The 18321-nt window shown below is 40.8% G+C and carries 21 protein-coding genes; 8 read left to right on the top strand and 13 right to left on the bottom strand.

Features of this window, described 5'->3' with window-relative positions; translation table 11 throughout:
- Nucleotides 1-197: 197 nt before the first annotated feature.
- From QQL36_RS23985 to QQL36_RS23975, 3 genes are all read right to left on the bottom strand, one after another.
- Nucleotides 198-671, bottom strand: coding sequence for a molybdopterin-dependent oxidoreductase (locus QQL36_RS23985; protein ID WP_321567035.1), 474 nt, complete (start codon nt 669-671; stop codon nt 198-200).
- Between the two features lie 225 nt (nt 672-896).
- Nucleotides 897-1487: a nucleotidyltransferase family protein gene (locus QQL36_RS23980; RefSeq protein ID WP_321567034.1), complete on the bottom strand. Its 591-nt coding sequence runs from the start codon at nt 1485-1487 to the stop codon at nt 897-899.
- Between the two features lie 807 nt (nt 1488-2294).
- Nucleotides 2295-2453: a hypothetical protein gene (locus tag QQL36_RS23975; protein WP_321567033.1), complete on the bottom strand. Its 159-nt coding sequence runs from the start codon at nt 2451-2453 to the stop codon at nt 2295-2297.
- Nucleotides 2454-2509: 56 nt separating this feature from the next.
- Here QQL36_RS23975 and QQL36_RS23970 point away from each other — a divergent pair, with 56 nt between their 5' ends.
- Together QQL36_RS23970 and QQL36_RS23965 are read left to right on the top strand one after the other, a co-directional pair.
- Entirely contained in the window at nt 2510-3448 is a 939-nt protein-coding gene (locus QQL36_RS23970) for a hypothetical protein (RefSeq protein WP_321567032.1), read from the top strand.
- Between the two features lie 87 nt (nt 3449-3535).
- The gene (locus QQL36_RS23965) at nt 3536-3955 is read left to right on the top strand and encodes a MauE/DoxX family redox-associated membrane protein (RefSeq protein WP_321567031.1); all 420 of its coding nucleotides are present in this window, start codon (nt 3536-3538) and stop codon (nt 3953-3955) included.
- Nucleotides 3956-3957: 2 nt separating this feature from the next.
- On the opposite strand, the gene QQL36_RS23960 is transcribed toward QQL36_RS23965, so the two are convergent.
- Entirely contained in the window at nt 3958-4314 is a 357-nt protein-coding gene (locus tag QQL36_RS23960; RefSeq protein ID WP_321567030.1) for a DUF779 domain-containing protein, read from the bottom strand.
- A 71-nt stretch (nt 4315-4385) separates the two neighbouring features.
- Nucleotides 4386-5918, bottom strand: a complete 1533-nt coding sequence (locus QQL36_RS23955; protein ID WP_321567029.1) for an aldehyde dehydrogenase family protein — start codon at nt 5916-5918, stop codon at nt 4386-4388.
- A gap of 218 nt (nt 5919-6136) precedes the next feature.
- Here QQL36_RS23955 and QQL36_RS23950 point away from each other — a divergent pair, with 218 nt between their 5' ends.
- The gene (locus tag QQL36_RS23950) at nt 6137-7057 is read left to right on the top strand and encodes an AraC family transcriptional regulator (RefSeq protein ID WP_321567028.1); all 921 of its coding nucleotides are present in this window, start codon (nt 6137-6139) and stop codon (nt 7055-7057) included.
- 42 nt (nt 7058-7099) lie between these two features.
- Here QQL36_RS23950 and QQL36_RS23945 read toward each other — a convergent pair whose 3' ends face one another.
- Complete coding sequence (locus tag QQL36_RS23945) at nt 7100-7861, bottom strand: hypothetical protein (RefSeq protein ID WP_321567027.1); 762 nt, start codon at nt 7859-7861, stop codon at nt 7100-7102.
- Nucleotides 7862-7883: 22 nt separating this feature from the next.
- Nucleotides 7884-8177: a hypothetical protein gene (locus QQL36_RS23940; protein ID WP_083729590.1), complete on the bottom strand. Its 294-nt coding sequence runs from the start codon at nt 8175-8177 to the stop codon at nt 7884-7886.
- A gap of 103 nt (nt 8178-8280) precedes the next feature.
- Between QQL36_RS23940 and QQL36_RS23935 the strand changes: the two genes are divergently transcribed.
- A complete protein-coding gene (locus tag QQL36_RS23935) occupies nt 8281-8667 on the top strand; it encodes an MBL fold metallo-hydrolase (RefSeq protein ID WP_321567026.1) in 387 nt (128 codons plus the stop codon).
- Here the strand turns inward: QQL36_RS23935 and QQL36_RS23930 are convergent.
- On the bottom strand, nt 8621-9109 hold the full coding sequence (locus QQL36_RS23930; protein WP_321567025.1) for a YhcH/YjgK/YiaL family protein: 489 nt from the start codon (nt 9107-9109) through the stop codon (nt 8621-8623). The two genes, QQL36_RS23935 and QQL36_RS23930, sit on opposite strands and share 47 nt — an antisense overlap.
- Nucleotides 9110-9263: 154 nt before the next feature.
- On the opposite strand from QQL36_RS23930, the gene QQL36_RS23925 reads away from it, so the two are divergent.
- On the top strand, nt 9264-11675 hold the full coding sequence (locus QQL36_RS23925) for an FtsX-like permease family protein (protein ID WP_321567024.1): 2412 nt from the start codon (nt 9264-9266) through the stop codon (nt 11673-11675).
- Nucleotides 11676-11756: 81 nt separating this feature from the next.
- On the top strand, nt 11757-11921 hold the full coding sequence (locus QQL36_RS35765) for a cytochrome P460 family protein (protein WP_415751082.1): 165 nt from the start codon (nt 11757-11759) through the stop codon (nt 11919-11921).
- 20 nt (nt 11922-11941) lie between these two features.
- Here QQL36_RS35765 and QQL36_RS23920 read toward each other — a convergent pair whose 3' ends face one another.
- The 3 genes from QQL36_RS23920 to QQL36_RS23910 all read right to left on the bottom strand — a co-directional run bounded on the left by QQL36_RS23920 (nt 11942) and on the right by QQL36_RS23910 (nt 14799).
- Entirely contained in the window at nt 11942-13066 is a 1125-nt protein-coding gene (locus QQL36_RS23920) for a DUF5009 domain-containing protein (protein WP_321567023.1), read from the bottom strand.
- Nucleotides 13067-13248: 182 nt separating this feature from the next.
- On the bottom strand, nt 13249-13572 hold the full coding sequence (locus QQL36_RS23915; protein ID WP_179091322.1) for a hypothetical protein: 324 nt from the start codon (nt 13570-13572) through the stop codon (nt 13249-13251).
- 456 nt (nt 13573-14028) lie between these two features.
- Complete coding sequence (locus QQL36_RS23910) at nt 14029-14799, bottom strand: SDR family NAD(P)-dependent oxidoreductase (RefSeq protein WP_321567022.1); 771 nt, start codon at nt 14797-14799, stop codon at nt 14029-14031.
- A 125-nt stretch (nt 14800-14924) separates the two neighbouring features.
- Here QQL36_RS23910 and QQL36_RS23905 point away from each other — a divergent pair, with 125 nt between their 5' ends.
- Complete coding sequence (locus QQL36_RS23905) at nt 14925-15245, top strand: winged helix-turn-helix transcriptional regulator (RefSeq protein ID WP_083729609.1); 321 nt, start codon at nt 14925-14927, stop codon at nt 15243-15245.
- 246 nt (nt 15246-15491) lie between these two features.
- Here the strand turns inward: QQL36_RS23905 and QQL36_RS23900 are convergent, their stop codons facing one another.
- A complete protein-coding gene (locus tag QQL36_RS23900; protein ID WP_143709100.1) occupies nt 15492-15884 on the bottom strand; it encodes a hypothetical protein in 393 nt (130 codons plus the stop codon).
- Between the two features lie 124 nt (nt 15885-16008).
- Between QQL36_RS23900 and QQL36_RS23895 the strand changes: the two genes are divergently transcribed.
- Entirely contained in the window at nt 16009-16491 is a 483-nt protein-coding gene (locus tag QQL36_RS23895; protein WP_321567021.1) for a transposase, read from the top strand.
- Between the two features lie 1536 nt (nt 16492-18027).
- Here the strand turns inward: QQL36_RS23895 and QQL36_RS23890 are convergent.
- On the bottom strand, nt 18028-18318 hold the full coding sequence (locus QQL36_RS23890) for a hypothetical protein (RefSeq protein ID WP_083727528.1): 291 nt from the start codon (nt 18316-18318) through the stop codon (nt 18028-18030).
- Between the last annotated feature and the right edge of the window lie 3 nt (nt 18319-18321).

Raw genomic sequence — 18321 nt, 5'->3', positions numbered from 1 at the left:
TTAGAAATTAACAAATATTAACAGTTTTTTAGTTATTCGATTTAGCATATATGAGAGGATAGTATCAGCGAAGGGAATAATAGTATCTAAACGACCTATCTATTTGGGGTGGGCGGGGAAAATTGGGATTTTGGGGTAATAAGTGATTGGAAATCCAGTAATTATTTTGGAAAAATGGGGGTTGGGGTGGGTAGCAACTATTTTGCAAAGCCTACATTTAATCTTGTTACCCTGTAGCAACTTCTCGCCGGTTTCTTTTCGCCGGGTACAACAATGCGCCATGGCCCTTTGTCTACAGGCAGCGGTTGACCATCGCTTTCATCCGCCAGAATTACGACCTTATCATTGAAGGCTGCATCCAGTTCAGCAAGAGAAAACACCACAGCATATCCGTCTGCGCATGTCACCAATAAATATTTAGAAAGGTTTGCGCCCCGCAGCTGGGCGCCGGTAGTTACACCAGCCTGGGTTAAGATCTCGGCTACAGCCACGCCTTTGTAGGTATGGTCCTTGCCGTCTTTGTCTTTGGCAGTAACGGTGGTCCTGTTCATCTTTGCAAGATCATCTTTTGTCAGGTTTAGTTTTTTGGTGACTTCACCAGTGACCTGAATGGTTTGTGCTTTTAATTGTTGGAGGAAAAAAAATGCAAAGAGGAAGCAAATGGTTCTCATATTTATCTACCGTTTTAGTAATTGCTGGTTGCTGGCAGCGCTATCAATTTTCAAACTTCTATAGCAAAAGAAACCTTATCTACCGTTTTAGTAATTGCTGGTTACTGGCAGCGCTATCAATATTCAGACTTCGATAGCAAAAGAAACCTTATCTACCGTTTTAGTAATTGCTGGTTGCTGGCAGCGCTATCAATATTCAGACTTCTATAGCAAAAGAAACCTTATCTACCGTTTTAGCAATTGCTGATAATCTTCCGCAGTATCAATATCCAATGCTCCCAAAGGAAAAGATACAATCGCAATATCCCCCGTTGACTGCCGCAAAATCTGCCGTATCCCATCCTGACCATTCAGTTCCTTTAAAGCAGGAAAATAATCGCTCCCAAATAACACCGGGGTACCAATAGTATTTTCATAGGTAGCTCCTACAATCCCCTTCCCAGTTACTATCTGGTGCTGAATTAGCTGCCTGAGCAAACCGGCATTTACAAACGGCTGATCACAAACCATAATGATAATATTGGAAAGCTCCGGATGCAACAATTGCAATTCTGTCACACCAATACCAATAGAACTACTCATCCCTTCTTCCCAATGATCATTTTCCACCACCTCAATGGGAAGCTCACGCAGTGCCTCTTCCACAAGATCCGCATTGGCCCCGGTCACCACCATCACAGGCGCATCTACCGCTGCAATGGCCTCTTCACCCATTTGCCGGATCAGGGTCCTGCCCTGGTAGCGCAATAGTTGCTTTGGCTGTCCCAGGCGGGAAGAATTTCCTGCTCCCAGTATCAATACACCATAACTGTTCATAACTTAAAAATTTTTAAGTATCAGGGGAAAGGACGCTCACAATTTAAGGAAAAAAAATAGGAGACCACAATTGCATCATAAGGGTTACAGCCTGCTGGCAAGCTGAAGGCTGATAGTCCAAATGCTGCGTATGATCTCCTAGTAAGTTTATGAAAAAAGCAACGTACTATAGTAAATGCATAGCACATGCCAATTAAGGCAAACCATTAATTTTCAGTGATTTATCTAGTGCTCTGTCTGCTCAATAATTCCAGATTTGGGAAATTCTGTGTAAATAATGGAACGGGGTTACGGCTCATCCGCCCGTTCTGTCTATCGAATAGCTGATTTCGTCTATTAAATATAACGCGTTTCAGGGAAAAACATTTTTGTTTTGAATAAAAATAATACTCACAAAATTATTGTTACTCTCAAAAAACTTTCCTAGATTGAGTATACTATAAAAAACATATTGTGAGCCCAGATAGCAGAGAAGCCCTGTAATTATTATTAATATCTAAATTTCTATCATCAGAAACGACTACCTGGAATGGAAGCTATTCATGTAGTTTTAACATTTTAAAAATAAATTGTCAGTCATAAAACCCTTTACTTTTTATTCTAAACCTTTTATCAAATGTCAATTACTAAAACCCTGTAATTTTCATTCTAAACCTTTTCATCAAATGTCAATTACTAAAACCCTGTAATTTTCATTCTAAACCCTTTCATCAAATGTCAACCACATAAACCCTGTAATTTTTCATTTCTCATACCAATAATCATAAACACAAATCGAAAACGATGAAAAAGTTAGCGTTTCTTCTGTTAGTGCTTGCTGCAGGCACCACTATTGCTGTTGCCGTAAAGGCGGGCCAGTCCAAAAGAGCAGCATACTGCCATTGTGAACCCGACCTGACCTGTAATTCCAGCGGTGCGTGGGGTATCAAAACTCAGATCTGCCCCTGATCTACGTTTCACACTCATTTATGCTGTTTGTTAAGAGGGTGTGAGCAACACCCTCTTACTACCTATTCTATTTTATGAAAAGAAATCTTTGGATCTTATCCGCACTCTTTTGCAGTGCATTTATCATTATGTATATACTCGTACGTGGTGCCGAACCGGATAGAATTGTTGCAGGTGTCAGCCGGATGTACAATCATTATCAGCTGGAAACGATTGATACCATTGCGTTTCCTGGCAGGGTGAGTATTATGAGGGCTAACGGCAATGACATCTACGGGTATGTATATAGCCAGAAAGCCGTCTTCAGATATAATACAGTAAGTCAGCAGCTGGATACTTTTTTTAACGATGGTGTAAAGCCATTATCTATTGTTACGAGAATAGAAATTTCGGAGGATGGGAAGACGTTTTATTTGTTTGATGAAACACAGGAACATATTACCCTCTATCAACCGGCAAACAAACAGATCGACAGTACAGGCATAGCTGCTTTCCTGACACGAAAAGGTACTCAGCTACATTTTAAGGATAGCACCATCCGGGAATTCACGCACTTTGAAGATGGTGGTTTATCTGCCGATGGCTTCTTTGTGAATGATGCCCGGTACCAGTTTTATGTTTCATTTTATAATAGTGATATTATAAAGTATGATGTTTCAAAAGGTGTTTCACAATCTTTCCAAACCATCGATCAATCACCACCTATCAATATCGCGGTGCCAACCGGCAATATTTATTCCCGCTCCCCAAAAGCGATCATTATCAATTCTACGGCTACTGCCGATGCAGCACATTTGTATGTTCTCTCTTATGTGCTCTCTCAGGATGCCATCAAAAGTGATTACAGGGGGCCTGCGGTAGATGTTTACAATATTGCTGACGGTAAGTATACAGGCAGCTTCCGCCTGCCGGGATTCCAGAATAAACCTGTGTTGCAGATGGCTAAATGCGGTGATACCCTCATCGCTGCTTATGAGAGAACCATCTTACGATTTAAACTGTCTGATCAATGAAAAAGAAATAATTACTATTACTAAAATACAGCGCCCCCTCATCGCTGCTTATAATAGACCCATTTTACGATTCAAACTGTCTGATCAATGAAAAAAGAATACGCTGTCATCACCATCGTAAGTTTACTAGGTTTACTATTTATGTACGCTGCTGTTGTAAAAGCAATGGACTACGGCCTCTTTCTAGCCGATATGAGTAAGTCTCCCCTCTTAGTAAAATATGACAAACAATTATTAGGTCCGGGAGTTTTAGGAATTGAGTTTTTAATAGTAGCCTTACTGAGTTTTGCTGCTACGCGCAAATCTGGGTTATTTCTCTCTTTCTTTGCCATGTTATTGTTCACGTTGTACCTGAGTACGCTGTATTTCTTTTATACAAATATCCCCTGCTCCTGTGGAGGGATATTAGGCAAAATGTCTTACCCGGCTCACATCGCATTCAATGCCGGGTTCACCCTGCTGGCGGCCACCGGCGTATTGTTGTATAAAACGAACAATGCAAAATGAGATCAATTAGCCAATGCCTTTATTTCATCCTCTGTAAACACCCTTGACCGTATATGAAACCTTACGCCCAAAGGTATCTCCAGCGAAAAACTACTTCCCCTGCCAGCAATTACATCCAGTGTGAGCTGCGTATGTTTCCAATATTCAAACTGATCACCACCCATATAAAAATTACAGCCGGCAACGTTCCCCAATAATACATCTGACTGTCCCACCTTAAACTCTCCCTCCGGAAAGCACATAGGCTGAGACCCGTCACAACACCCACCACTCTGATGAAACATCAGCGGCCCATGCTGTTGCCTAAGCTTCTCAATCAGTTCTATTGCGGCCGGTGTGGCCAGAATTCTTGCTATCATTATAAAATCAGATAATAGATTAAGGGCTGCTCCCATCCGGGCAGCAGCCCTCTTGTCCACATGATCCCTATTTAAAAAAATCCTAGTTTTTGCTTGCTATAAGAAATGAGCATATTTTTGGTCTGACGATAGTGATTCAGCATCATCTTATGCGTTTCACGACCAAAACCAGACTTCTTGTATCCACCGAATGGTGCATGCGCCGGGTAAGCATGGTAACAGTTCACCCAAACACGGCCTGCCTGTATTGCTCTTGGCACCTGGTACAGCTCATGCGCGTCGCGGGTCCATACACCGGCACCTAATCCGTATAATGAATCATTGGCGATCGCAATCGCTTCCTCCGTTGTTTTGAAAGTAGTGATGCAGCTTACCGGGCCAAAAATCTCTTCCTGGAATACGCGCATCTTATTATTTCCTTTCAGCAAAGTAGGCTGAATGTAATAGCCGTTTTCCAGACCACCGTTCTGTTTATATGCATCTCCACCTGCCAGCACTTCCGCGCCTTCCTGTTTGCCGATATCCAGATAGCTCAGGATCTTCTGATACTGGTCTTCACTGGCCTGGGCCCCCATCATCACGGTCGGATCCAGCGGGTTTCCCATCTTAATCGCCTTGGTACGTTCTACTACTTTCTTAATAAAGGCATCGTAAATATGTTCATGCACCAGGATACGGCTGGGGCAGGTACAGACTTCGCCCTGGTTCAGTGCAAACATGACCGCACCTTCCACCGCTTTGTCCAGGAAATCATCATCTGCATCCATCACGCTTTCAAAGAAGATATTCGGACTCTTGCCCCCCAGTTCCATCGTTACCGGAATCAGGTTTTCTGATGCATACTGCATGATCAGACGCCCCGTGGTCGTTTCTCCTGTAAAGGCCACCTTGTTAATCTTTGGAGAGGAAGCCAGTGGTTTACCTGCTTCTACCCCAAAACCGGTTACCACATTCAACACTCCTTTTGGCAGTACATGTCCGACTAATTCCATCAGGACCATGATACAGGTAGGTGTCTGTTCCGCTGGTTTTACCACTACACAACAACCTGCAGCCAATGCGGGGGCTATTTTCCAGGCAGCCATCAGCAGCGGGAAATTCCAGGGGATAATTTGTCCGACTACACCGATTGGTTCGTGCAGGTTGATACTTACCGTAGTCTCATCATGTTCACTGAGCGAGCCTTCTTCACTCCTGATCACCCCTGCAAAGTACCTGAAGTGGTCTACCACCAGTGGCAGGTCAGCTGCCTTGGTTTCGCGAATAGGTTTACCATTGTCAATGGTTTCTACGGTAGCAAGGTAGTCGAGATTGTCTTCAACGATCTGGGCGATCTTAAGTAATAAATTACTGCGATACGCTGCGGCTGTTCTGCCCCAGGTTTCAAATGCTTTATGTGCGGCGTCGATAGCTTTGTCAATATCCTGGGCATTGCCACGGGCCGCCTGTGTAAAGGGTTTGCCATCTATCGGAGAGATATTATCAAAGTATTCTCCGCTCGAGGGTGCTACCCATTCTCCATTGATAAAATGATCGTATTTCGATTTAAAAGCAGGGCGTTCCGCCACGTTTGGTGTTGGAGCCACGGCGACTGTGTTGCTCATACGGTGGAATTTATTTCGTGAATTAATATTGCTAATATCAGGCATATGGGATTGACAGGGGGAGATTTTTGTACTTATTTATAGCACGATTGTACTTTATTAAAAAGGATATTAAAAAGGCTACCTATCGGAGTAAACCAATCCGGCAAAAGCTTTAACATATTCTTCCAGAAAAAATAGCTTAACTTACTTATAGTACTAACAAAAATGATTTTATCATGCAGGTTAAAAATCATTTAAACCACGTTGCACTTTCCTCGTCGCGCGAGCTCCATACTTTGGTAGAAAACAGAAGGATCTTTAATCTCAAAAATTGTGAGCTGAACATCTTCGAAAGCTATGAGCAGGCTCAACACGTGCCCCTCACCTTCCACGACCTCGTTATCACCTCTATGGTGCGAGGTCACAAAGTGATGCACCTGATGGACCGTCCCTCGTTTCACTACCTTCCAGGCGAAACTGTGATCGTACCTCCCAACGAAACTATGATCATCGACTTTCCCGAAGCGAGTCTTGACAATCCTACACAATGCATTGCACTCGCCGTAGACGACGCGTACCTCAGGGACACCATTGAATACCTTCACTCTTATTACAATATAGGAGACGATAAAACCAACTGGCAACTCACCTTTAATAAATACCACTTCGAAAACGATGATCAAATCACAGCGCTGATCAATAAGCTCATTAGCGTATGCAGTAGTGGTGACAAGGCCAAAAACATTTACGCTGACCTGCACCTGAAAGAATTGCTGATCCGGTTGATTCAAAGTCAGCACCTGGAACAATCGAATTCATCGCTTCACAGCTCGAATAATCAGAACAGGATGCAATATGTGCTCCATTATATACAGGAACACCTTACAGAAAAAATCGCCGTAGATGCCCTGAGTCGTAAAGCTTACCTGAGCAGAAATCTCTTTTTTAAATGGTTCCGGGAACAATTCGGTATTACACCGTTGGAATATATAACCAGGGAAAGAGTGAAACTGGCAAAACAGCTACTGTCGCAGCCCTCGCAAAATTTAAATACTGTCAGTAAACAATGTGGATTCAGTGATGTAAATTATTTCGTAAGGGTGTTCAAACAGTTGGAAGGTATTACTCCAAAAGCGTATCAGTCCTGTATTATTTGATGTGAGAATTTATAGCCGGTTACTCAAACAACTTTATCCAGTTCAAAAAGCCATTTCTGCTCCCACGGGGAAAACTACAGCCAGTTGCGCAAACATGGCCTTCACTTTGGTATCTGTCAACTGGCGACTAATATCCGCCAGTCTGGGTATGTTCAAACCATTCTCTTTTAATATCTGGTTGATTTCATGCAAGCTCCACCCCTTCTCTCCCGAACACTTACCCGTAATCTCCAACGCCAGCGTGTGTTGCAATAACCGGCATACAATATCACTGATCATCTCCGTCTCATAAATATTTAATGAATCAGGATCCAGCCCATTATACAAAGCAAATATCCGGATAGCATCATCAATATTCACTTCCTGCAGCTCATACGGAATGGTTTCCTTTATCCGCTCCCGCGAGGTAACGATCACCGTCCATTTATGCTCCGTCAGGTAAGCCAGTAGTGCGGGATCAGCAGGTGCATTGTCCATACACAACAACTTATCGCCCCCCATATTCACCAGTTTCAGCAACACATCATGTACACTGGTCAGCTGCCAGGTATCCATGAGTACTTTGAAATCATTTTCCAGCCACAGTGCATGCTGATAATACGGCTGCCCCATCAAATTGAGCCGCCGGATCGCCGCATTAAAAAACTGCTTCAGTAAAGCCGTTTTCCCAATACCCGCCAAACCACTAATACAGACCACCCGGTTCGAAATACCTGCGAAAGTATTGATCGCATCCAGGTCAGTCCTCCTTCCTTCGAATAAATCTTCAGTAGGGGCAGTGGTTATTAAAGAAGGTATCGACATCTTGTGCTGTTAGATAAGAAAATTAGTTTTTGCCATCCTGCGGCATCACAATTCCATTGTGCGCCATCCGCATCAGGCCGGAGAGTTGTTGAATTAATGCAGGCTGCGCTGTTAACAAGGCTACCAGTTCCTGTTCTGCACCTTCCTGTATGGTCTGGTCAGTCGGAGATTTTCGAAGCGCGGCTATAATTGTTGCAGAAAGTCTGCTACTAATCCATCTTGACAAAGGAGTTTCTATTGCGCCACCTACTTTCAGATTAGCACTAAGGGCATTAACAGCACCGGCAGCAAGTTCTGAGATAGCTTGTTTATCCATGACAAATGAATTATTGATACTACAGGTGTTAAAAGTAGACTATCTATTCTCACGAACGAGTTAATGAGAAGTTAACACGCAAATAAAACTACATTTACAGTACATGAAAAGATCATTCCACCTACTACTCTACTGTATTTTTTCGTGTTGCGTGTTCGCACAAAAGGGGCTTCAGATCCAACACCTCAGCGGACACGTGTATACCTACGTTACCTGGCATGAAAATGACGGTGCACAGTACCCCGCTACCGGTATGTACCTGCTAACCGCCAAAGGTGCCGTCATCATTGATACCCCATGGGATACGACCCAGATAAGGCCGCTCAGCGACAGCATTCTGCGCAGGCATCATCTGCCTGTATTAATGGTGATTGCCACCCATCATCACGGGGATCGTGCAGGTGGTTTTGATGTGTACAAAAGGATGGGGGTTAAGACCTACTCTACTCAGCTAACATACGATCTTTGCGAAGAGGGGCATCCACACTAATCTTAATCACTACCTTCCTCACCGCTACCGGCTGGTCAATCTTTATATTCGGCATATGCAGGTCGGTGGGGAAAAATATAGCAAACATTCCCTCTTTCAATACAGAAAAGAACATCGGTTTTTCTGCAAACAACATATAATCCGCCTCCGCATCATACGCCTTTGAGGGCTGATGACGCTGCATGAAATCATGGCCTACCAGCTCCTCCCCTTTTACCATGTATTGAATATCGATATACTTTCTATGCGATTCCATCTGTTCTCCCGCAGCATCCACCGTGTCATATTCATTCACGATCGCAAAAATGTCTTTCCCATCTATCTCGTACTTCCCTTTCTCTACTTTACTGAAATCAGTAGAGAGTAAATATTCAAACGCACGGGCGAACTTTGGCCCTAAAAACGCATACCTTGAGTATTGTGCCAGTGTATCCAGTATCATAATTTAAATTTCGGGGGGAAGATAATCAAAACCGTACATCATTCGTACCAAAAGCGGACACTTACGCCCGAACATTTATCACAATGTATTGATTTACAACTCACTTTAATTTTGGCATTTTCTTAGTACGCCACCTGAACAAATAAAGATCTGCATGCTGAAGAATTATTTAAAGATCGCCCTCCGGAACCTATGGAAGCATAAAGGCTTTTCTGCCATCACCATTTTTGGCCTGGCTATCGGACTTGCTACCTGTCTGCTCATCACTCTCTTCGTGACGGATGAACTGAGTTATGATAAATTCAATGCAAATGCAGACAGGATCTATCGCCTGGATGCGGACTTCCTGATCAATGGCACTATCTTTCATGAAAGAAGTACGCCTGCAGCATTTGGGCCTTCCCTGAAAAGGGATTTCCCACAGATAGAGGAATTCGTGCGGTTTGACAACCAGGGTAAGGCACTGGTTAAAAAAGCAGAGGGAGAAGAAACCCTCATTGAGGAAAATACCAGCTTTGCAGATCCTGGCGTTTTTAAGATCTTTTCATTACCATTCATTGTGGGCGATCCGGCTACAGCACTCTCACAGCCCAATACGCTCGTTATCTCCGAACGGATGGCACGTAAGTACTTCCAAAGTACCGATGTACTGGGAAAGACCCTGAAAATGGATAATACGACCTTTTATACTATCACCGGGGTGATCCGGAATACGCCTACCCAGTCTCATCTTCATTTTGATATAATCCGTTCTATGGGTCACCGCACAGATGATATGATGGACAGATGGCTCAGCAATAGTTATACGACCTATATACTGGCAAAACCGGGTGTGTCTGCCTCCCGGATACAACAGATCATCAATGAAGGTACTAAGCGATATATGGAACCAGGTCTTATGAGTTACCTGGGAGAGAATTTCGCCCAGCTGGAAAAACATGGTGGTTACTTCCGCTACAATGCCATTGCGTTGAAAGATATTCACCTCCGCTCTACGAATAATGACGAAGCGGAACCAGGCGGTAACATCACCTACGTGTACATCTTTATCATTACGGGTGTATTGATCTTACTCATCGCCTGTGTGAACTTTATGAACCTGAGTACGGCCCGTTCTGCAGGCAGGGCCCGTGAAGTTGGGGTACGCAAGGTATTAGGTTCTGAGAAACGTCACCTGGTTTTTCAGTTTATCAGCGAGTCTGTCTTAACAGCATTTTTTGCTTTGTTGATAGCTGTGATCATCGCCGCTGCTTTATTACCTTATCTCAATAACCTTTCAGATAAATCCATCAGCCTACACTGGACCCATCTCACCTGGATAATGCCGGGGCTTATTGTCACCTGTTTGGTGGTGGGGTTACTGGCGGGGAGTTATCCTGCTTTCTTCCTCTCTTCTTTTGAGCCTGTGCAAGTGTTGAAAGGTAAGTACTCCAAAGGGATGAAAGGTAGCTGGCTGCGTAACGGCCTGGTGGTATTTCAGTTTACCGCTACGATATTAATGCTGGTGGGTACACTGGTTATTTTCAAACAATTACAGTTTATCCGCAACAGCAATACCGGTTATAACAGGGAGCAGGTGCTGGTATTACAGAATATAGGCGCGCTATGGAACCATGCAAAGAGTTTTCAGCAGGAGGTAAAACAGATTCCGGGGGTTGTGAATGCGACCATTACCAGCTCACTGCCTACGTCTGAATTCAGAAATACCAATTCTTATTCAAAAACGCCGATGGCGGGGGATGGCAAGTTAATGGCGCTGGTGGAGTGGATGGTGGATGCCGATTATATTCCGACCATGGATATGCAGGTGGTAGGTGGAAGAAATTTCTCTCCACAGATGGCGAGTGATACCAATGCGGTGTTGCTGAATGAAACGGCCGCAAAGGTATTAGGATATGAAGATCTCAAAGACAGGTATTTGTATAATGAAGGTCAGTTCCATGTGATTGGCATAGTAAAAGATTTCAATGCAGGGACAATGAAGAGCAAGATTCCACCATTGATTTTCAGATTGGGTGAGTATCGTCAATATATGGCAGTCCGTATTAAGAGCAATGACCTTACCGGGGTAGTGGCACAGATCAAAGATAAATACCAGAACCAGCAGGATATGTCAGGGCAACCTTTCAGATATACCTTTATGGATGATGACTTTGATCACATGTATAAAGCGGAAGAGCGTACCGGCCAGGTATTCACCATCTTTGCAGTACTGGCGATCATTATTGCGGCCATGGGTGTATTTGGTTTAGTGACTTATGCGGCGGAACAACGGGCCAAGGAAATTGGTATCCGCAAGGTATTGGGAGCTAGTATTTCAGGTATTGTGACGCTGTTGTCAAAAGAGTTCTTAAGGCTGGTGATTGTGGCGATACTGATTGCAACACCGCTTTCTTATGTGCTGATGAACCGCTGGTTGCAGGACTTCTCATACCGTACAAATATTGGCTGGATGGTGTTTGTGATTGCCGCGCTGGTGGCAATTGGTATTACTTTGCTGACGATTAGTTTCAGGGTGATAAAGGCGGCGCTGGCCAACCCGGTGCATAGTTTAAAGGCGGAATAAAATATTGCATGATGACTTCAATTGCAGTTTTCCCGAATCCACTTCATCATTAATGTCTATACCAACCCCTGATTTGTCCGGATCAGGGGTTTCTTTTTTACATTAGGCTGGGGATGGGCCAGATGGAAAGGTGCCGGTTTGAAGCCCTATGGCAGGAACGCGACGTTTACAAATGAGTGCACCAATTGTTACCGGCCACAGAAAAACAAGAATTATGTATTCACTTCACAGATGGTTATATTTTAAGTATCGCTCAGGGGAACAGTTTATATCTTGAGCCGGAGATGGATCTTTTCCATTCTGCCCACAATCCAGATCACCATAAAGGCTATTGCAATACTTCTTAAGATCCCACCTATTCCATTACTTAAGAATGCAGGAAAATGAAAATGTACCAATAACATCAGTGAATATAACAGGTATGGAATAAGATAACAGGTCAATGTACTGGTTCCAGCAGGTTTGATAAACGAAAACCAGTGCATCTTACCTTTCAGATCTACTAACCAGATCATAATTGCAAATACAACCGTGCTGATACCCGCACATATCAATACCCATGAAGGTGTAGACCTGATCTTTGAAATCCCTTCTGTATAAGGTCGTACGATCAAACCAATCACTATAGCCGCTACACCTATTCCAATTAACAGGGGAATTGATTTTTTAGGGATACTGGAAATGACTACGCCGGCCATGATCAATGTAATGGAAGACGCGTCTCCTATTACAGGTATATCCACTAATAACACCCCGCTATGCTTTGCAAAATTGATCCCTAAAAAAACGGCCAGCAATACTATTAATGCAGGAAATTTCCCCTTCGCCAATAAAAAGACCGTCGCACTCACCAGGTAAGCCCAGCCTATAATACCTAATATTCCCCACCAGGATGGCCGCATCCATTGACCGCCTTCCCCTTTGTACAAGGCAGCCATGGCTATGAGTAATGCAATTCCTAATCCCTGCAACAGGTATTGTTTCTTCTTATAATCCAGCCAGATCAGAAAGAATCCTACAGTGATCAATATCTCCCATATTGCATATGGCAGGATGGCCGCTTCGCGATTATAACTTTCCAGGTTCACATGAAAAAAGCCAATCACGATCAGGGCCAGTGAACGGGTTAAAATATGTGTTTCTGTTTTGATAAATGACTCCTGCTTCGCGATCCGCTTTCCAATGGCAAATGGGATCGACAACCCGACAATAAATAAAAAGGCAGGGAATACTGTATCAGCAAACCCCATTCCATCATCTGCAGCTTTGGTATGTTCTATCCAGGCAGGGATGTTAGATACCCCACTGACATCGTTGACGAAGATCATAGCCAGCATGGTGATGGCACGGAAGGCATCGATAGATAAGAGACGTTGAGACAAGTTTTTCATAATCGAACATTACATAACAAAATAGTAAATTTTATTTAATTATCCTCCCTCTCAGCTTATAATATACTATGGCCAATTTAATAAAAGGTTGCTTCCAGTACCACCTGGAAGCAACCTTGGACTTTAGACGTTATCATACACTTCAACATCCTCATCTCCTGCTACTAACTCTTTGTACGGGGTTAGGATACAATCTGTTCGTCAGCAGGCAGGTGTAGGAATTTCATCTCTACTATCGCTCCGTTGGTTCCTTTGCGGTATCCATTGATGTAACCCCATTCAAGGAGTTCTCTCATATAACGGAAATACGTTCTCCGGGAACCAAGATTAGTTTCATCCATCATTTCATATGACTTGATGTGGAGAACGGGGTTGTCATGCTGTTCATGCCATTTCAACAAGAGGTTGAGGTACAATATAACATGATGAGGTTTGATGTTTTTGTCTGCCATTCTAAGTTTCCAGAAGGCAGGAAGTTGTATGTATAAATTAAAGTGAGTGTTCATGGAAGATGCGATACATCGTTAATAAATGGATTACTAACAATACGAGGCGATTGCATCTTCGGGTCTTCGGTATACTCGGCCACGGCTGCATATGCAATCGGTCGTCACCAAGTATGGAATGACTAATGGGTTAAACATAGGCTTTTTTCGAAAGGTTAATAATGATTGAAATAACGGTAATTTACTGCAATGGGAAGTACAGTGTGCAGAGCTGCCCAACTAAAAATCCGACTACTTCGTCATACATTATTTCCTACGGAGCAAAATAAAAGTTTATTCTTTTTGGGAAAGTATTAAAAATCAATAATATCCTCAGCCTTTTAAATAGGCACCTAAGCTTATTATCCTGGTAAACAAATATTCTTCTTTACCAATTCTCCAATATTATTCATATCATATTTTTTCAAAGAATCAATGATGGTTCCCCCTTTCACCCAAAAGGTTTCTCCCCAACCATCAGACTGCAATACTTTTCAATATTTTTTTACTGATTTTATCAGCCATATTCAACACGCTACTTTTCGGTAAAAGTCTATTGAATAATTTAAGCATAGGAACATTCGGGTCAGCTGAGTATTCTGTTTTACCTTTGTTGATTGCGTTAATCGTTTTGTTTGCAAAATCCTGCACATTCATACCTCTTGACGTAAATCCTAATTTTTTAGGCATTTCAGTTTCAACCTGAGACGGAAGAATTTCAACAACTTTGAAATTTGTACCTTTCAGTTGTTGTCTTATCATTTTTGTAAATATACTTAACCCTGATTTAGACGTAGAATACAAACCTAAAACAGGAAAAGGAAAAATTGCAATAGTAGAAGTAATATTTACAATTACGTTGCTTACTGACTTGTTTGCCTGACCTACAAATTGTTGTGTAATAGCGATAGCACCAGACAAGTTTGTATTTATCTTTTCAAAAATCTGAGCAGATGACAAGGCCGATTTTGTAATGTCCCATTGCTCAACGACACCTGCGTTATTGAACAAAACATCTAAAACAATTCCGTCTGTTTTTATTCTTTTAAAAAGTTCGTCAATTTCGTTGGCGACAGAAACATCAGCAACAAAATATGACACATTCGTATTTGCAGCGGCAACCTTTTTCAGTTTATCTTCATTCCTTCCGCAAATGATAATTTTGTTATCGTTTGACAACTTGTTTGTAAGTGTTTCGCCAATTCCCGACCCACCGCCTGTAATTAAAATTGTTCTTCCTTTCAACATAATTTTTCGTTTTGAATTGTAAATGTAAACCCAATGGTATACTTTTGCAAGTAGTTACAATAAAGTATACTAATAACCAAAAAGTTACTATTATTAGAAATCAGATAAATAAAACGAAGATAAACATGGAAAAATGTGTGAACAATTTTGAATCATTACAATTCATCTTGCAGGTTTTGGGTGGAAAATGGAAATTGCACATTCTTTCCATACTGTATTTTGGTAAAAAACGGTTTAAGGAATTGGAACGGGAAATAGAAGGTATTTCAGCCAAAATGCTCATCAAAGAATTGAAAGATTTAGAAGCCGCAGGAATTGTAAACCGACAAACATTTAATACTGTTCCAATAACAGTTGAATATAGTTTGACAACAGGCGGCTTAACAATGAAACCCCTGCTTGAACAAATGAATGAATGGGCAATAAAATTTCAACAGACAAAATAAAAAACGCAACCACTAATATAGTGTTGACGATAAGCGAATGAACGGCTACGATTCAACTATAGTATAAAGTTAAACTGAAGTTATTTGATTGAACTTTTGTGCAAAACTGAACTTTGGTGCTTTGATTTCTGCCACTATATCTTAAAAACACCTCAATTGGGTTAATCAGAATCAATAAGAAGAGGTTGCATCATATCTTGAGACGCAACCTCTTCTTATTGGTATGATACTACACTCTTAAAACATTCACCGTATACTCCAATAATTCAAATCTGGAAATTCCTGGATATCTTTATCACTCATTGTCTTCATTTTCTCCATAAATTCAACAGCTTCATGTAGTAGTTTTTTAAGTTCTCCAAAATCAGTTCTGGCTATCTTTTTAAAAAAAGTTTTACGCCCTTCAAAATTAACTGGCTCATAGATCCTAATTACAAACACATTATTCTCATTAAACAGATCATCTTTGTCTCCATACCAAGCAATAGTGAGGAAAAACTCATATTGTCTAAAAAGAAAATCCAAACCTCCAATCTCACTATCTAACAGAAAATCCTGAGATTCGAGAGATTGATTTTCATCTAAAACAAATGGAGAAATAAACGTTGCATCATAGACGTCAACACCAAAATATTTCATAAAATTAATTTTATTTATTTACTTTCTTGCTGTGACCTCTATCATTAAAAATAAATTTTAACTCTGTTTAGTCAAATTATAGTTCTTTACATATTATAGTCGAAACTTTGCACGGAAGCGGGTTTTGCATACATTTGCAATATCCCAAAAGAAGAGCCCAAACAGTAGAAACCGAACGGGCTTTATTAATAAACAAAAATATGAGTCGAAAATAAACAATTTCCGGCTCGTAGAGAGTCGGTTGTTACAATTTCTTCTCAGCTTTACATTTTACTTTAAGAGCAAGACAAAAGACGGAACATCAAATGCAGCTTCTTATTTGAAGGGGTTAATGGTTAGTCGACGACGTAATTGCCAGGTGATGGCAGAGGAGCTTCAAAATACCAGTCAGCAATGCTTACATCACTTTATAACCATTGGAAAGTGGTGTTATTCAAAGTTGATGGATAGGATAACATTAGATTTCTGGCATCTTTTACAACAGAGTGGACTGGAAGACGATACCTGTTTGATAATTGATGAAAGTGGTAATCCTAAAAAAGGAAAACTCTCTGCAGGGGTGAAAAGACAATACTGCGGACAAATTGGTGTCACCTTGAAGAATTAGCTAAAATTCCGAAAGAGATTTGTGGGTATAAATTTAAAGGGGTGTATTATATAGAAACACATCCCGCAGCTCTTTCACATGTGTTCTATTATGATGAAAAAAGGCCAAATGACCTTGTATTTGTCAGATATTTAGTAATCGGTCAAAATTTGTTATCTGTGAATTTCTATTCAGATAAACAGGACAACCCTTTAAAAGAGGCGAATATTCAATTTTGATTTCATTTCCTTAATTACGGTAAAAGCCGTCTCTTATTATTCAGAGACGGCTTTTGTTATTTGTATTCCATTGCAGGCTTCTTGACTTTATGGTTCCTAGGAAACTTTCTACCAGTTCTAATACTTTCACATGTTTTAAGAAGTATATCATCATACTATAATCCAGATCCAGAATCTTTCCAAAAAAATCGTTAAGCTCACGCTGAATTGATCGCATCATACCTCGGCTTATAAGTACTATGAGTTCTTTGAATGGGAGTTTAAGGTTCCGGGTAAATCCTTTTTCCCCGTCTTTGTTACGGTTCTTGTATTGAGCATCATCAATCAGTTTTACTATATGAAGTTGTTTAATTGCCATTATAAATTGATGCCATTACCAAGACTAAAAAACTTTATTAGCATCGGTGAAAAACCTGATTCGGAATAATGAACTCTTTTGAATAATTCCTTTGTCTTACCAATATAACAATACCTTTCATTATCATTTTTCCTGGGTGAATGGCTACCAAATCTACATTCTGTACATCCATCATTGTACTATTATCATTTAAATGGAAAAAATACAATACTAAATTATCATCTTCATCTAAGAAAATGCTATCGTTATACACTCCCATCCATGCAAATTCAATTTTAACAATTCCGGTATTTGAATTTCCTAAAGTTCTTTTCTTGATATTTTGTAATTCCCTTTATAGTCAAGTTGGTATGGGTTTCCATTAACTTTTAATTTGTAACTGGAAGAACCTTCATTGGGACAAAAACTTAATGCTGAAAACATATCTAGGACTACTATTCAGCACCTCAAATCTTCGCCTTACTTCAGGATCCGGACTATTTTGTAACGCACGTAAATACACTAATGTAGCTGCTGCAATGTTCCATGAATCATTGGAAAAATCTGCTAACTTCTTATTTCCCGTTCCCGGAGCCACAAGCTTTCCCTGGTAATAATTAGAATATGAGGGGATAATAACTCTCGTTTATAACCACTATCTCTTTAAACCAGTCTAATAAGGCCATGTCTCTATTTCCTCCTAGGAATATGGTAAAAACCTTAGCATTTATACAATTAAACAACTGTGAGAAATCCTATAATGTGACCGCTAAGTAAATAAAATAAGGCACCTTATGGTATAAGGTGCCTTATTTGTCATGTTCATTAATAAAAATTGAAGCTATTCACATCATCACCTCTTATACATCCATTCATCCTCCTATATAATCGCTTGAAATTATACTGGTGATCATTCTTTCGATGTAGCAACCACGTTATAAAAAATGAAGCAATTATTATTTATGAGACGAAGCCTTGCAGTTAATCACATACTATTTCAAAAAAAAGATTGTCATCACGTTTTGAAACAAATTCCAATGCGTTATCATAATCATAAATAGAATTATTTGATAAATCAGCTGAATAATCAATGCTATTGTCCAAACTTGGCTGAATATTTGTCTCTTTTATATAGAATCCGTCTATTCCAAGAATACCAATGTCGCAATCTTTACACTTTTTAATAAAGTCCAAAGTATCCTGTTTTGAATATAAAACAACCCCACCTCGCTTTATTGCTTTTTCTTGAAAAAAAATTTCGACTTCATTCATTAT

Source organism: Chitinophaga sp. LS1, from assembly GCF_034274695.1.
GTDB lineage: Bacteria > Bacteroidota > Bacteroidia > Chitinophagales > Chitinophagaceae > Chitinophaga.
This window is presented reverse-complemented; position numbering and strand designations above follow the sequence as displayed.